This window comes from Croceicoccus sp. YJ47, assembly GCF_016745095.1.
Taxonomy (GTDB): Bacteria; Pseudomonadota; Alphaproteobacteria; order Sphingomonadales; family Sphingomonadaceae; genus Croceicoccus.
Genome location: NZ_CP067087.1, coordinates 257,551 through 272,132, shown reverse-complemented (window position 1 = coordinate 272,132; position 14,582 = coordinate 257,551). Strand labels below are relative to the sequence as shown.

Sequence of the window (14,582 nt, the reverse complement as noted above, 5' to 3'; positions counted from 1 at the left end):
CATGACGGCGCCAATCGTTCTCGGTATCGAATCCAGCTGCGATGAAAGCGCGGCGGCCCTTGTGCGGGCCGACCGCACCATCGTCGGGCAATCCATCGCGTCGCAGGACGAGGCGCATCGCCCGTTCGGCGGCGTCGTCCCCGAAATCGCCGCGCGCGCGCATGTCGAGGTCGTCGGCCCGATGGTGGAACGCGTGCTCGACGATGCGGGCATGACGCTGGCCGATGTCGATGCGATTGCCGCGACGGCGGGGCCGGGGCTGATCGGCGGGGTGATGGTCGGGCTGGTCACGGCAAAGGCGCTGGCGATGGCGGGTGACAAGCCGTTGATCGCGGTCAACCACCTCGAAGGGCATGCGCTGTCCCCGCGTCTCGCCGATCCTCAGCTTGCCTTTCCCTATCTGCTGCTGCTCGCATCCGGCGGGCATTGCCAGATACTGGAGGTGCGCGGCGTCGGCGATTACCGCTAGCTCGCCACCACGATCGACGATGCCCTGGGCGAGGCATTCGACAAGACGGCGAAGATATTGGGCCTCGGCTATCCGGGCGGCCCGGCGGTGGAGCGTCTGGCGAAAGAGGGCGACCCCGCCGCCGTGCCGTTGCCGCGACCGTTGAAAGGCGCGAAGGAGCCGCATTTCTCCTTTGCCGGGTTGAAGAGCGCCGTCCTGCGCGCGCACCAGACGGGCGACCACGCCCCCGCCGACATCGCCGCCAGCTTTCAGCAGGCCGCGCTCGATTGCGTGATCGACCGGACGGGCCGCGCCCTGCAAACCGCAGAGGGCATGACCGCGCTGGTCGTGGCGGGCGGGGTTGCGGCGAATGCGTCGTTGCGCGCCGCGTTGGAGAGTATGGCTGCGCAACATGGCCTGCGTTTCGTTGCGCCGCCGATGGCGCTGTGTACCGACAATGCCGCGATGATCGCCTGGGCGGGGCAGGAGCGGATCGCGGCGGGGCTGGTCCAGCCGGGCGGCGATCCGCTCGATTTCGTGGCGCGGCCGCGCTGGCCGCTGGACCCGGATGCGGAACCGGCGCGCGGGGCGGGAGTAAAGGCGTGACGGCGACGGGCGTGATCGGGGCGGGCGCATGGGGCACCGCGCTTGCGCAGATGCTGGCGAGCGACGGGCGCGCCGTGCGGCTCTGGGCGCGGGATGCCGGGCTTGTCGGGACGATCAACGACGCGCATCGCAACCCGCTCTATCTGCCCGATGCGGCGCTGTCCCCGGCGATACGAGCGACGAACGATCTTTCCGAACTCGCCGCGCTCGACATATTGCTCGTCGTCGTACCGGCGCAGCATGTGGGCACGGTTCTTGGCGAATTGTCGGGCTATGGCGGCGATCTGGTGCTGTGTGCCAAGGGGATCGAGGCGGGCAGCGGGCGCTTGATGGCCGATGTCGCGGGCGATTGCGTGCCGGGCGCGGGGCTGGCGGTACTGTCCGGCCCGACCTTCGCGCACGAGGTCGTCGCCGGCTTGCCGACGGCGGTGACGCTCGCGTGTGCGGGCCGTCCGGGGGAGAGCGGGGAAGCGCAATGGAACCGCCTGTCCGCCGCCATCGCGCGGCCGCAGTTCCGGCCCTATTTTTCCGATGACATGACAGGCGCCGAAATCGGCGGCGCGGTGAAGAACGTGCTGGCCATTGCATGCGGCGTGGTGGACGGGCTTTCGCTGGGGCAGAATGCGCGGGCGGCGCTGATTGCGCGCGGCTATGCCGAGATGCTGCGGTTCGGGCTGGCGCGCGGGGCGCGGGCGGATACGCTGGCGGGGCTGTGCGGGCTGGGCGATCTCGTGCTCACCTGTTCGTCGACGCGCAGCCGCAATTTCTCGCTCGGCAAGGCATTGGGCACCGGACAGTCGGCGGCGGAGCTGATGGCCCATCGCCGCACCGTGGCGGAGGGCGCCTTTACCGCGCCCGTGCTCAACGCGCTTGCCCATGACATGGGGATCGCCATGCCGATCACCGAGGCGGTGTGTGCGCTGCTCGACGGGAGGGTTGACGCGCAAACCATGGTCGAACGGTTGCTGTCGCGCCCCTTGCGGACCGAAACCGAACCGGAGAACACGGTTTGACCGAGCCCGCAGCGGCCCCCGTAAAAGACGCGGACGGCAGCGACATCCAGGCGCTCGCAAAAGGCGGGCGCACCAATTTCTTCGGCTTCCTGCTCCGGCTGGCGGCGCGCTTGCCGTTCCTGTTCATTGCGGGACGGCTTTATGGCGCTGACGATCTCGGGCGCTTCGCCTCCGCGCTGATCATCGTGGAGATCTGCGGGCAATTGGCGACGCTGGGGCTGAAGCGCGGCCTCGCCAAGGAGCTCGCCCGCGAACAGCGCGCCGATGCCAATGTCGTGGCCGACGGGTTGCTCTTGTCGCTCGGGCTGTCGGCGGCGATGGCGGCGATCCTGTTCGTGTTTCCGACGCCGATGTTCCCCAATGGCATGAACGCGCCGATCGACCGCTATCTCCCCATCGCGATCGTGATGCTGGCCACGACGGAGATCATGCTGGCGGCGCTTGCCTATCGTTACGACATCGCGGCCACGGTGCGCAGCCGTTCGGTGGTGGAACCGTGGACGCTGTCCATCATGGCCGGCGTGTTCTGGTTCGTGCCGGGGCTTCGCGATGGCGGGCTTTCGCTCGCCTATCTCGTGTCGGTCGTGGCGGCGGCGATCACCGCGCTGGTGCCGATGCTGCGCAGCTACGGCCTGCCGCATGGCTGGAACCCGCGGCCGATACAGCTTGCCGCCATCGCGCGCGACAATCTGCCGCTGGCGCTTGCCGATGCGATCGAGTGGGGCACGCGCCGGCTGGACATCGCGCTGCTCGGCATCTTCGTCAGCCCGGCGACCGTCGGCGTTTATTACGTGGCGCAGCAGGTCGCCAGCCTGCCGCAAAAGCTGAAGACCAGTTTCGAGCCGATCCTCGGCCCCGTGATCGTGCGCAAGCTGAACGAGGGGGACTATCCCGCCATCGCGCGGCAGGTGTGCCAGGCAGGCTTCTGGATCATCGCGGCGCAGGCGGGCATCGGCCTCGCGCTCGGCATTCCCGGGGAGGGGGTCATGGGCCTCGTCGGGCCGGGCTTCGTCGCGGGGACCGGCGCGCTCGCCTTCCTGCTCGCCGCCGAGGTCGTCGCATCGACCGCCGTCGTTTCGGAAGCCGCGCTCATCTACATGGCCAGGATGCGCAATCTCGCGCTGTCGGTTGCGACGCTCGTCGTGCAGGCGGGGTTGAGCGTAGCCGCGATCCTCATCATGCGGCGGCTCGGCCTGAACGAGCTGTTTCAGGCGGCGGGCGTGGCCATCGGGCTGATGCTGGCGCTGGCGTTCGCGTCCTTCGTGAAATCGCGGGTGCTGTCGCGCATGCTCGGCGAACCGATCAGCAATTTTCGCTGGCCGCTCGTCTGGGCGGTCGCGCCGGCGGTGCTGGTGGGATATGCGTTCAAGCTGACGCCGGAATGGGCGCAGCTCGCGCTCGGCGTGCCGGCGATTTTGCTGACCTATGGCTTCGTCATATGGAAGCGCGGCTTCGGCCCGGAGGACCGCGTCCTGTTCAAACAGGCGGGAAAGAAGGGCGAGACGCTTCCCCACACGCCGCCGCCACGCTAAGGCCTGCGCCATGGCCTTTGTTTTGCGATCCTGGATGAAGCTGAGCGCCGGCGCGGTCGTCGTGGCGGGCATTGCGCTGGCGTTCGATGCGGCGACGGGACCGGTCGTCGTCAGCCGGCTGGACCAGATGGCGCAGGAGGTGATCGCGCGCGAAGGGGGCGCGGATATTCGCGCGGATTTCCATACCTCGACCGGCGCGCTCACCCGGCATCCGACGCTTTACGGCGGCGAATCGCTCGATGACGGGCGCCGTGTCCGCATCGCGCGCGCCATTGCCGCCCTGCCGGGCGCGGGCGGCGTGCATTGGGCGAGCCGCGGTGCCGGTCCCGCCCCCGAAACGAGCGATACGCCCGAACGCGGCCCCTACCATTGTCAGCGCGACGTCGAATCCCTGCTCGCCCAGCGGGTCATCCGTTTCAACGAAGGCAGCGCCAGCATCACCGCGGACAGCGCGACCCTGCTCGACGAGGTGGCGGACGCGCTCGAACCATGCGGGGGCAGCATCATCGCCATCGCGGGCCATTCCGATGCGGTCGGCGATGCGGCGATCAACCTGCGGCTGTCGCGGCAACGGGCGCTGGCCGTGCGCGATGCGCTGGTGGCGCGGGGCTTGCCGCGGGACGGGCTGCGGGCGCAGGGCTATGGCTCACAGCGTCCCATTCCCGGCATTCCGCCCGAGGATTCCGCCAATCGCCGCATCGAGTTTTCGGTGATCGCCATCGAACCGTTGCAACCCACACCCATCGACACGCCGGACGCGGGGTAGCGCATGCCGATCTGGATAGAATTGCTGGTCTCGCTGTTGATCGTCTATGCCGGGATCGTGGCGCTGACCGTGCCGTGGCTGCGGCGGCGGAGGCGATTGCGCGCGTTGCAATTGCGCCGCGAGGCATCGCCCGCACGAAAAAGAGAGGAACAATGACATGTGGCAATTGATAGAGGCGAACTGGGTCGCCTTTCTGATCGTTGCGATACTCGCGGTGCTGATCGCGTTCTGGATCGTGGGACGCGCGAAGAAGCCGCGCGAACGTAGCCACCGTCCCGACGTGCTCGACGAAGGGGTCGGGCCTGCGCGCCGCAATCAGGCGCTGATCGACGCGCCGCCCGCCGGGGCGCCGCCCGTTTCCCCTGCGCAGGATTCGATCGGCGGAAGCGCGGGCGAACGGCTCGCCCGGCAGGATGGCGCGTCCGATACGGAAAAGACGCCGCCCGCAACCCCGCCCCTTGGCGGTGCGGACGTGGCCGTGGCCGCCGCCGTGCTGTCGAACGAACCGGGCACGGACGAGGATATCGCAACCGATCACCGCGCCCCGACGATGCAGCCGGGCGCCGGGGACGATCACCGCGCGCCGCCCACGGCAGACACGGGCGACCACACCTTCGAACCCAATGATCAGGCGATCAGCGACCGCGAAACCGTCGCCGCCGCCGCGAAAATGCATGACCAGGACGACGCGGCCCACGATCTTTCCCGGATCAAGGGCGTCGGTCCGAAGCTCATCGCGATGCTGGGTTCGATGGGCATCTCCCGCTACGATCAGATCGCGGCCTGGACCGATGAGGACGTCGCGAAGATCGACGCGCAGATGGGCAATTTCCAAGGCCGGATCGAGCGTGACAACTGGCGCGAGCAGGCACGGCTTCTGTCCGAAGGCGACCGCGAGGCTTACGAAGCCAGGTTCGGCAAGCTCTAGACGCTTGGCACGAGGCGCTCGGTTTCGGGCGCCTTGCATGCCTCGAACATGCGGATCGCTTCGCCGGGACCGGGCGTGATGACCTTGCCGCCGCCCGCCACCGTGGCATAGAACGGCCCGCCCGTCACCGCGCGCCAGTGCGGATCGTCGGCGGGAAGCGACCCGATCCACGCCCCTCCGTCATTCTGAACCCGCAGGCGCAGGATACCGCGATAGCCGACAAAGGCGAGCACTGCCTTCGCCCCGTCACGGTCGGCGACCGGGCGGATCGCCGAAATGGTCCCGTTGCTGCATGCGAGCGCGAGCAGCGGCCGTTTGCCCGGTTCGCCATACACGGCGGTGCCCGCATCCTTCGCCACGCGCCAGCGCGCCGCCGGCATGGATCGATGGCGCCGGGCATGTCGCGATTGGGCGGCAGAACACGTTTGGCCGGGAGGGTCTTGCGCGCGTTTTCGTCGAGCACGATGCGAATGGGACCATTGCCGTCCGCGGCCACGGCGGCGTCATCCTCCGCCTCTGCGGAGCAGGCGGCGAGGGCGAGGGCGAGCGTGGCGACGGCGGCGGTGGGAACGAAGCGGATCATTTGCCCCATTTGCGCTGAGTCTTGCCGTAACGCAATTTACGGGTGCCGGGTTTTCCCTCGTTCGATCGGCCGACGCGCGGGGCCTTCTGCTCCCCGTCGGGAAGGCCGAGCTCGTCCGCCTCCAGCTTGCGGATCTCGTCGCGCAGGCGTCCGGCTTCCTCGAACTCCAGATCGGCGGCGGCATTGCGCATCCGCTGCTCCAGCTCCTCGATATAGGCGCGCAGGTTGTGGCCGGCGAGGTTGCGGGGTTCATCCTCGCCCGGTTCGCCGCCGGCATCGTCGCGCGCGGCGCTGTCGCCGACGATGTCGGCGACGCGGCGCGTGATGGTGACCGGCGTGATGCCGTGTTCCTCGTTATAGGCCTGCTGCTTTTCGCGGCGACGGTCGGTTTCCGCCATCGCTCGCTCCATGCTGCCGGTGATGCGGTCGGCATAGAGGATCACGCGCCCGTCGACATTGCGCGCGGCGCGTCCGATCGTCTGAATGAGCGAGGTTTCGGACCGCAGGAACCCTTCCTTGTCCGCATCGAGAATGCACACCAGCCCGCATTCGGGAATGTCCAGCCCTTCGCGCAGGAGGTTAATCCCCACCAGCACGTCATACACGCCGAGCCTGAGATCGCGGATCAGCTCGATCCGTTCCAGCGTCTCCACGTCGGAGTGCATGTAGCGAACCTTTACGCCCGCCTCGTGCATGAATTCGGTCAGATCCTCGGCCATGCGCTTGGTCAGCGTGGTGACCAGCGTGCGGTAGCCATTGGCCGCGGTCGCCTTGCACTCCTCGATGCAATCCTGGACCTGGTCCTCCACCGGCTTGATCGTGACGGGCGGGTCGATGAGGCCGGTCGGGCGGATGACCTGTTCGGCAAAGACGCCGCCTGTCTCCTCCATCTCCCAGTCGCCGGGGGTCGCCGACACCGCGATCGTCTGCGGCCGCATCGCGTCCCATTCGTTGAAACGCAGCGGGCGGTTGTCGATGCACGACGGCAGGCGAAAGCCATATTCGGCAAGCGTGATCTTGCGCCGGTGGTCGCCCTTGGCCATGGCGCCGATCTGCGGCACGGTCTGGTGGCTTTCGTCGACGAAGAGCAGCGCATTGTCGGGCAGATATTCGAACAGGGTCGGCGGCGGCTCGCCCGGCAGGCGGCCGGTCAGGAAGCGGGAGTAATTCTCGATCCCCGCGCAGGATCCGGTGGCCGCGATCATCTCCAGATCGAAATTGGTACGCTGCTCCAGCCGCTGCGCCTCCAGCAACTGCCCCTCGGCCTCCAGCTCCTTCAGCCGTTCGGTCAGTTCGAACCGGATCGCCTCGGCGGCCTGCTTCATCGTGGGGCCGGGGGTGACATAGTGCGAATTGGCGTAGATGCGCACCTTCGACAGCGAGGCGCCTTTCTTCCCGGTGAGGGGGTCGAACTCGCTGATCTCCTCGATATCGTCACCGAAGAAGCTCACGCGCCAGGCCATGTCCTCATAGTGGGAGGGGAAGATTTCGAGACTGTCCCCGCGCACCCGGAAATTGCCGCGCGCGAAGCCGACATCGTTGCGCTTGTACTGAAGCGCGACGAGCTTGCGGATCAGTTCGCGCTGATCGACCGTGTCATCCTTCTTGATGTCGAAAATCATTGCCGAGTAGGTCTCGACCGAACCGATACCATACAGGCATGATACCGATGCCACGATGATCACGTCGTCGCGTTCGAGGAGTGCGCGCGTGGCGGAGTGGCGCATCCGGTCGATCGCCTCGTTCACGCTCGATTCCTTTTCGATATAGGTATCGGAACGCGGCACATAGGCTTCGGGCTGATAATAATCGTAATAGCTGACGAAATATTCGACGGCGTTATTGGGGAAGAAACTCTTGAACTCGCCATAAAGCTGCGCGGCGAGAATCTTGTTCGGCGCGAGGATGAGCGCGGGACGCTGCAACTCCTCGATCATCTTGGCCATGGTGAAGGTCTTGCCCGACCCCGTCACGCCGAGCAGGACCTGCGTCTTTTCCCCATCGCGCACCGATCCGGTGAGTTCGCGGATCGCGGTGGGCTGATCGCTAGCCGGTTCGTAATCGGATGCGATTTCGAACCGTTTGCCCGGTTCGCTCTTTTCCGGGCGGTTGGGTTTGTGCGGGACAAAACTGCCGGAGGTATCGGGCTCCTGCAGTCCGCGGCGGATGACGAGTTCGGACATGGCGCGGATATGGGGGGCGATGCGGCGTTTCGCAATCGCCGACGGCGCAGGCCTGCCATGACGCGCGCGAGAATCAGCATTGGCGCTCGGCCCGCCGGCCCGCTATCACAGGGGATGCAACAAGGAGTATTGCGCTTATGACAATCCGTTTCGCGTCGCTGGCGCTGTGTTCGGCAATGGCGCTCACCCTGCCCGCATGTTCCGAGGATGCGCCCACCGAAAACCCCACGGTCGAGGAAGCAGCGAGCGAGGCCGAGAAGCTGGACCGTCCCGACCCCGGCGAATATCGGCAGACGATCACGATCAATTCGCTCGAGATGCCGGGCGCACCCGAGGAGATCGTCGCACAGGTGCGCAACGCCATCGAGCAGAACGCGACCCGCACCTATTGCCTCACCCCGGAACAGGCGAGCGAAGGCTTCGCGGATCAGTTTCGCCGCGTGACGGAGAATGACGACTGCACCTGGAATCGCTTTGGCGTGGACGATGGCAATCTCGATGCCCTGCTGACCTGCGGCGGCGGGCAGGGCGGCGAGGTGACGATCGCGATGGAGGGGAGCGTGTCGTCCACCGGATCGCGGATCGACATGACGATGAGCCAGGAGAACGCGGCAATGGACATGGATATGGCCATGACGATGGAATCGGAACGGCTGGGCGATTGTCCGGCCTGATGGCGTGACATGACGGCGATGGACGAACACCGGCAACCGGCACATGGCGCATCGGGCGCATCCGGCGCGCGCACATCGGACAAGATGCGCTTTATCGCATCCGAATGGCGGCGGCGGCGCGCGCTCGCCCGCATGCCGCAGCCTGATGGCGTGGCGCGGCCGAATGCGCGGCTGATCCTGTCGGAGTTTGCGTCGGCGATCTTTCCCCATGCCTATGCCTGGTCGCATGGGCGGGTGCGGGTCGCGCCGGCGGACGAGGCGCGGACCGTCATGCTCGTGCCCGGATTCGGCTCGCATCCCTGGCGCATGGCGCCGCTGCGCCGCGCGCTCGAAAAGGCGGGGCATACCGTCGTCGACTGGGGCCTCGGCTGGAACCTGGGCGCCGATGCGCAGGAGTTCGAGCGGCTGTGCGCACGCATCACGCTGATGGCGCGAAGCTCGGGCGCGCCCATCGTGCTGATCGGGTGGAGCCTCGGCGGCGTCTACGCCCGCGAGGCGGCCAAGCGCGTGCCGGATGATGTGGAGATGGTCGTGACCATGGGCTCGCCGTTTTCGGGCGACATGCATGGCAATAACGCCTGGCGCATCTATCATGCGATCGCGGGGCATACGGTCGACGATCCGCCGGTGGGCGGCGATCTGGCGAAAAAGCCGCCGGTTCCCACCATCGCCTTGTGGAGTGCGCGCGACGGCATCGTTCACCGCCACTGCGCAGGCGGAAAGGCGGGGGAGCGCGATGAAATGCACCATGTGCGGTGTACGCACATGGGGTTTGCCTGGCATCCCGCCGCGATTCAGAGGGTTCTTGCCGTACTCGACCGACATCTTTCGGGAACGGATACGGCCTGACTCGCTTTTGTTAATATGGGTCTGACATTAAAACGGGGTTGATCGTCATATGAGCGGGGACGCGAGCGCGAATTTCGACGAGATGTACGATGCCAACGGCAATGTACGGCCCGCCTATGAAGATTATTGCGATTGGTATGACGAACAGGATCGCACGATCCTGCGGCGCAAGCACGAAGAGGCCGAGAGCTTCTTCCGCCGCACCGGCATCACGTTCAATGTTTACGGACAGGACGATGCCGAGGAACGGCTGATCCCGTTCGATCCGGTGCCCCGCATCATCACGGCCAGCGAATGGCGGCGCCTGTCCCGCGGGATCGAGCAGCGGGTGAGGGCGCTCAACGCCTTCCTTCACGATCTCTACCACCGGCAGGAGATCATCCGGTCCGGCCGCGTGCCCGAATGGCTCCTCCATGGGAACGAGGCGTTTCTGCCGCACATGTCGGGCTTTACCCCGCCGGGCAATGTCTACACCCACATCACCGGCATCGACCTCGTCCGCACGGGCAAGGACGATTTCATGGTGCTGGAGGACAATGCCCGCACGCCGAGCGGCGTGTCCTACATGCTGGAAAATCGCGAAACGATGATGGCGATGTTCCCCGAACTGTTCACGCGCGTGTCGGTGGCGCCGGTGTCGAACTACCCCCGCCGTCTCGCCCGCAGCCTTGCGGCATGCGCGCCGCCGGCCTTCGACGGATCCAACGGGCGCAAGCCGGTGGTCGCGGTCCTGACGCCGGGGATCTACAATTCGGCGTATTACGAACATGCCTTCCTCGCCGACCAGATGGGCGCCGAACTGGTGGAGGGCACGGACCTGCGCGTGATCGACGGGCGGGTGCAGATGCGCACGACGCTGGGTTTCACGCCGATCGACGTGATCTATCGCCGGGTGGACGACGAATATCTCGATCCGCTGACCTTCAATCCCGACAGCGTGCTCGGCGTGCCGGGCATCATGGACGTGTACCGCGCCGGCGGCATCACCATCGCCAACGCGCCGGGTACCGGCGTCGCCGACGACAAGGCATTATACAGCTTCATGCCCGAAATCGTGGAGTTCTATACAGGCGAGAAGCCGCTGCTCCCCAATGTGGAGACGTGGCGTTGCATGGAGCCGGACTCGCTCGCCTACGTGCTCGACAATATCGAGGATCTCGTGATCAAGGAGGTCCATGGTTCGGGCGGTTACGGCATGCTCATCGGCCCGACCTCGTCCAAGCGGGAAATCGCGAAATTCACCGCCAAGCTCAAAGCCAATCCGCACAACTACATCGCGCAGCCGACGCTTTCGCTGTCGACCTGCCCGATCTTCACGAAAAAGGGTCTGGCGCCGCGCCATGTCGATCTGCGGCCCTTCGCGTTGATGAGCCCGAACGGCATCGACATCACGCCCGGCGGGCTGACGCGCGTCGCGCTCAAGCGCGGATCGCTCGTCGTCAACAGCAGCCAGGGCGGCGGCACCAAGGACAGCTGGGTACTGGAGGAATGAGCATGCGCGACAGTCAAGGGGAGGCGCGTTGATGCTGGGCCGGTCTGCGAACAATATCTACTGGATGTTCCGCTATCTGGAACGGGCCGAAAACTATGCGCGCCTCATCGACACGGGCTTTCGCATGGCGCTCACCCGCGACAAGACGGTGAGCAGCGGGGAATGGCGCTCCGTCATCGTGACCGCCGGCCTTCAGCCCGCGTTCGAGGAGAAATACGGGCGCGACGATTATTCCGGTCCAAACGTCTATAATTTCATCCTGCGCGATCCGGACAACCATACGAGCGTGCTCGCCATCCTGGAGATGGCACGCAACAATGCCCGGGGCGTGCGCGCCGCGATCACCCGCGAATTGTGGGAGGCGGTCAACGAAAGCTGGATGACGGTGCGCGATGCGCTGCGCTTACCGGTGCGCAACACCAATCTCAACGATGTGCTCGACCTCATCCGGCATCAGACCACGCAGGTGCGCGGCGCGATGCTCGGCGGAATGCTGCGCAACGACATCTTCAATTTCGGGCGCATCGGGCAATTCCTCGAACGGGCGGACAACACCGCCCGGATCGTCGACGTCAAATATTACGTGTTGCTGCCCTCGCTGTCCTATGTCGGGTCGAGCCTCGACAATGTGCAGTGGGAGACGATCCTGCGCTCGCTCGGTGCCGAACGGGCCTATCGCTGGCTCAACGCCGGACAGATGGACGCGCGCGGCATCGTCGATTTCCTGGTGCTCGACGGGCGTTTCCCCCGCTCGCTCAGCTTCTGTTACGAAAAGCTGCGCGCCAATCTCGGCAACCTGGCGCTGCAATACGGGGGCGAGGTCGAGGCGCACGAATTGATGCGCGGCGCCGATGTCGCGCTCCACGATCAGACCGTCTCCAGCATATTCGAGCAGGGCCTGCACGAATTCCTCACCGGCTTCGTCGCGCAGAATCAACGCATCGCCGCCGCGATTCAGCACGATTACCGCTTCGTCGAATAGAAAGTCACAAGGGTTATGCGTCTCTCCATCTCGCACCGCACGCGTTACGATTTCGACGAGCCGGTCGTCCATGGCCTGCAACGTCTGCGCCTCACGCCCAAGTCGACGAGCGGGCAGGAGGTATTGTCCTGGAACATGGAATATGACGGCGCGCGCGAACAGCTGAGCTACGAGGATCACAATTGCAACACGACCGTGCTCGTCGAGGTCGATCCAGGCGTCACCCATGTCGAGATCGCGTGCAAGGGCATGGTCGATACCGACGACAAGGCGGGGATCATCGGGCGCCATGCGGGCGATCTGCCGCTGTGGCACTTCAATACGCAGACCGACCTGACCCGGCCCGATGCGGCAATGCGCGCGCTTGTCGACCGTGTGTCGGGCGGGGATGATACGCTGGAAACGATGCACGCGCTTTAGGCCGCGATCATCGATGCGGTGCGCTACGAAACGGGCACGACCACGTCGCAGACCACCGCGTCGGAGGCGCTCGGCGCGGGGACCGGCGTGTGTCAGGACCATGCCCATATATTCCTGGGCTGCGCGCGTATCATGAAGGTGCCGGCCCGCTATGTCAGCGGCTATCTGATGATGAACGACCGCGTCGATCAGGAAGCGGGCCACGCCTGGGCCGAGGCATTCGTGGCGGGGCTCGGCTGGGTCGGGTTCGACATCTCGAACCAGATCAGCCCCGATGCGCGCTATGTCCGCGTGGCAACCGGGCGCGATTACCGCGAAGCCGCGCCGATCACCGGCATTTCGAGCGGCGGACACACCGATTCCATGACCGTCGAATTGGCCGTCGCGCAGCAGACGGTGGACCAGTAATCGCACGCTTACGCAGCATCGCGTACCGTCGCACAGGCGTCGCAATTACGCTTTTCATGCGATAGAGCGGCGCAGCAGACCGAAGATTCAAAGGATATAATGCATGACCTATTGTGTCGGCATGCTGCTCGACAAGGGCATCGTGATGATGAGCGATACGCGGACCAATTCCGGCGTCGACAATATCTCGGTGTTTCGCAAGATGACCACGTTTCAGGGGGAGGACCGCGTCATCACGATGATGACCGCGGGCAATCTGGCGACGACGCAGGCCGTCATCAGCCAGCTCGAGGAGCGCAACAAGACGCCTGAGGAGCGCGAGCCCACGATCTTCAAGGCGCCGACCATGTTCCAGGTCGCGAACATGGTGGGCGATCTCCTGCGCGATGTCGTGATACAGCGACAGATGTCGAACAAGGGGCAGTCGGGCGGCCCGAAATTCACCGCGTCCATCATCGTCGCCGGACAGATCGAGGGCATGGAGCCGCGCCTCTTCATGATCTATCCCGAAGGCAATTTCATCGAGGCGTCGACCGACACGCCGTTTTTCCAGATCGGCGAAACGAAATATGGCCGTCCGATCATCCTGCGCGGCTATGATTGGAACATGAGTTTCGAAGACGCGGTCAAGCTGCTCATGGTGTCGATGGATTCCACGCTGGCCGCGAACCTGTCGGTGGGCATGCCGCTCGACGTGACGGTGCTCGAACGCGATCTGTTCGAACCGAAGCACGAACGGCGCATCATGGCCGACGATCCCTATTTCAACGCGATCTCCTCGGGATGGGGCGAAGCGTTGCGCTCGGCCTTCCATTCATTGCCGGATTACAGTTTTTATAATGACGATTCGCAATCGTGATGGCTGCGGCGGCGTTTTGTGTCCCGCCTGTTGCAACCATATCGGATGATCATTTGTCCGATTTTCGCCGGGCGCGTGGTTAACCATTTCCAATAGGTCCATACCGGATTTAACCGTAATGGCCGTGGTCCGAACCCGGGTGCATCATCCGGGACATGGAACAGCGAACAACAATCCACATCGTCGACGCCGACCCCCGCAACCGCGCCGCTTTTTCCCGGGTTGTCTTCAACCTCGGGCATCATGCGGAAGTGTATGCCGATGTCGGCGAATTGTGCCAGCACATGCCGGACAAGGGCATCATCCTCGCGCAGGATGACCCCGAAAACGGCGGCATCGACGGATTGATCCAGGCGATGTCCGACAATGGCGGATGGCTCCCGATCATCGCCATGGCATCCGATCCGGGGCTTGAGCGTGTTGTCGCCGCGATGCGGGCCGGGGCGCTCGACTATCTTTCCCAACCGGCGGATGACAGCGCATTGCAGGCCGCGATCACCCGGGTTTCCGCAGAGGCCGCGAACCAGGCCGAATATCGCCGCCGCGCGATCGAGGCGCGGCTCCGCATCTCGATCCTGTCCAACCGGGAGCGGGAGGTTCTCGACCGGCTGACGCAGGGACGCAGCAACAAGGACATCGCCCGCGACCTTTCCATCAGCCCGCGCACCGTCGAGATCCATCGCGGCAACATGATGGACAAGCTCGGCGCGCGGCACGCGGCAGAAGCGGTGCGGCTCAAACTCGAGGCGTCGCTGGGCGACTGGATGCATTAATCAGTTCGACAACGTGCAGGGAAGGGACCGGGCGGGTCGGATGGGTAGCGCATCCGGCCCGCCCCG

Annotated in this window: 15 protein-coding genes and 1 pseudogene; 14 read left to right on the top strand and 2 right to left on the bottom strand. The window is 65.4% G+C overall.

Annotated elements, in window-relative coordinates; all coding sequences use genetic code 11:
* The first annotated feature begins 1 nt into the window (after position 1).
* The 6 genes and pseudogenes from tsaD to JD971_RS01155 all read left to right on the top strand — a co-directional run bounded on the left by tsaD (position 2) and on the right by JD971_RS01155 (position 5,293).
* Positions 2-1,054: pseudogene (gene tsaD / locus JD971_RS01180) on the top strand (tRNA (adenosine(37)-N6)-threonylcarbamoyltransferase complex transferase subunit TsaD).
* Entirely contained in the window at positions 1,051-2,067 is a 1,017-nt protein-coding gene (locus tag JD971_RS01175) for an NAD(P)H-dependent glycerol-3-phosphate dehydrogenase (RefSeq protein ID WP_202085391.1), read from the top strand. Before tsaD ends, JD971_RS01175 begins: the two are co-directional and overlap by 4 nt.
* Positions 2,064-3,599: a lipopolysaccharide biosynthesis protein gene (locus JD971_RS01170; protein WP_236672205.1), complete on the top strand. Its 1,536-nt coding sequence runs from the start codon at positions 2,064-2,066 to the stop codon at positions 3,597-3,599. The genes JD971_RS01175 and JD971_RS01170 overlap by 4 nt, the downstream gene beginning before the upstream one ends.
* Before the next feature lie 34 nt (positions 3,600-3,633).
* Positions 3,634-4,365: an OmpA family protein gene (locus JD971_RS01165; RefSeq protein ID WP_202085388.1), complete on the top strand. Its 732-nt coding sequence runs from the start codon at positions 3,634-3,636 to the stop codon at positions 4,363-4,365.
* Between the two features lie 3 nt (positions 4,366-4,368).
* Positions 4,369-4,521 carry a hypothetical protein gene (locus JD971_RS01160; RefSeq protein WP_202085386.1) on the top strand — a complete coding sequence of 51 codons (153 nt, stop codon included), beginning with the start codon at positions 4,369-4,371 and terminating at the stop codon, positions 4,519-4,521.
* Position 4,522: 1 nt separating this feature from the next.
* Positions 4,523-5,293, top strand: coding sequence for a hypothetical protein (locus JD971_RS01155; protein WP_202085385.1), 771 nt, complete (start codon positions 4,523-4,525; stop codon positions 5,291-5,293).
* Here the strand turns inward: JD971_RS01155 and JD971_RS01150 are convergent.
* Together JD971_RS01150 and uvrB are read right to left on the bottom strand one after the other, a co-directional pair.
* Positions 5,290-5,673, bottom strand: a complete 384-nt coding sequence (locus JD971_RS01150) for a hypothetical protein (RefSeq protein ID WP_202085383.1) — start codon at positions 5,671-5,673, stop codon at positions 5,290-5,292. The genes JD971_RS01155 and JD971_RS01150 overlap by 4 nt on opposite strands.
* Before the next feature lie 199 nt (positions 5,674-5,872).
* Positions 5,873-8,059, bottom strand: a complete 2,187-nt coding sequence (uvrB, locus tag JD971_RS01145; RefSeq protein ID WP_202085381.1) for an excinuclease ABC subunit UvrB — start codon at positions 8,057-8,059, stop codon at positions 5,873-5,875.
* Between the two features lie 137 nt (positions 8,060-8,196).
* Here uvrB and JD971_RS01140 point away from each other — a divergent pair, with 137 nt between their 5' ends.
* The 8 genes from JD971_RS01140 to JD971_RS01110 all read left to right on the top strand — a co-directional run bounded on the left by JD971_RS01140 (position 8,197) and on the right by JD971_RS01110 (position 14,516).
* Entirely contained in the window at positions 8,197-8,733 is a 537-nt protein-coding gene (locus tag JD971_RS01140) for a DUF3617 domain-containing protein (RefSeq protein ID WP_202085379.1), read from the top strand.
* A 9-nt stretch (positions 8,734-8,742) separates the two neighbouring features.
* Positions 8,743-9,582, top strand: coding sequence for a triacylglycerol lipase (locus tag JD971_RS01135; protein ID WP_236672204.1), 840 nt, complete (start codon positions 8,743-8,745; stop codon positions 9,580-9,582).
* A gap of 49 nt (positions 9,583-9,631) precedes the next feature.
* On the top strand, positions 9,632-11,074 hold the full coding sequence (locus JD971_RS01130; RefSeq protein ID WP_202085377.1) for a circularly permuted type 2 ATP-grasp protein: 1,443 nt from the start codon (positions 9,632-9,634) through the stop codon (positions 11,072-11,074).
* 31 nt (positions 11,075-11,105) lie between these two features.
* Positions 11,106-12,056 carry an alpha-E domain-containing protein gene (locus tag JD971_RS01125; protein ID WP_202085375.1) on the top strand — a complete coding sequence of 317 codons (951 nt, stop codon included), beginning with the start codon at positions 11,106-11,108 and terminating at the stop codon, positions 12,054-12,056.
* A gap of 15 nt (positions 12,057-12,071) precedes the next feature.
* On the top strand, positions 12,072-12,476 hold the full coding sequence (locus JD971_RS16980; protein WP_371809685.1) for a transglutaminase N-terminal domain-containing protein: 405 nt from the start codon (positions 12,072-12,074) through the stop codon (positions 12,474-12,476).
* 18 nt (positions 12,477-12,494) lie between these two features.
* A complete protein-coding gene (locus JD971_RS16975) occupies positions 12,495-12,884 on the top strand; it encodes a transglutaminase family protein (protein WP_371809684.1) in 390 nt (129 codons plus the stop codon).
* A gap of 103 nt (positions 12,885-12,987) precedes the next feature.
* Entirely contained in the window at positions 12,988-13,743 is a 756-nt protein-coding gene (locus JD971_RS01115) for a proteasome-type protease (protein ID WP_202085373.1), read from the top strand.
* Positions 13,744-13,898: 155 nt separating this feature from the next.
* Positions 13,899-14,516 carry a response regulator transcription factor gene (locus JD971_RS01110; RefSeq protein ID WP_202085371.1) on the top strand — a complete coding sequence of 206 codons (618 nt, stop codon included), beginning with the start codon at positions 13,899-13,901 and terminating at the stop codon, positions 14,514-14,516.
* Positions 14,517-14,582: the final 66 nt, after the last annotated feature.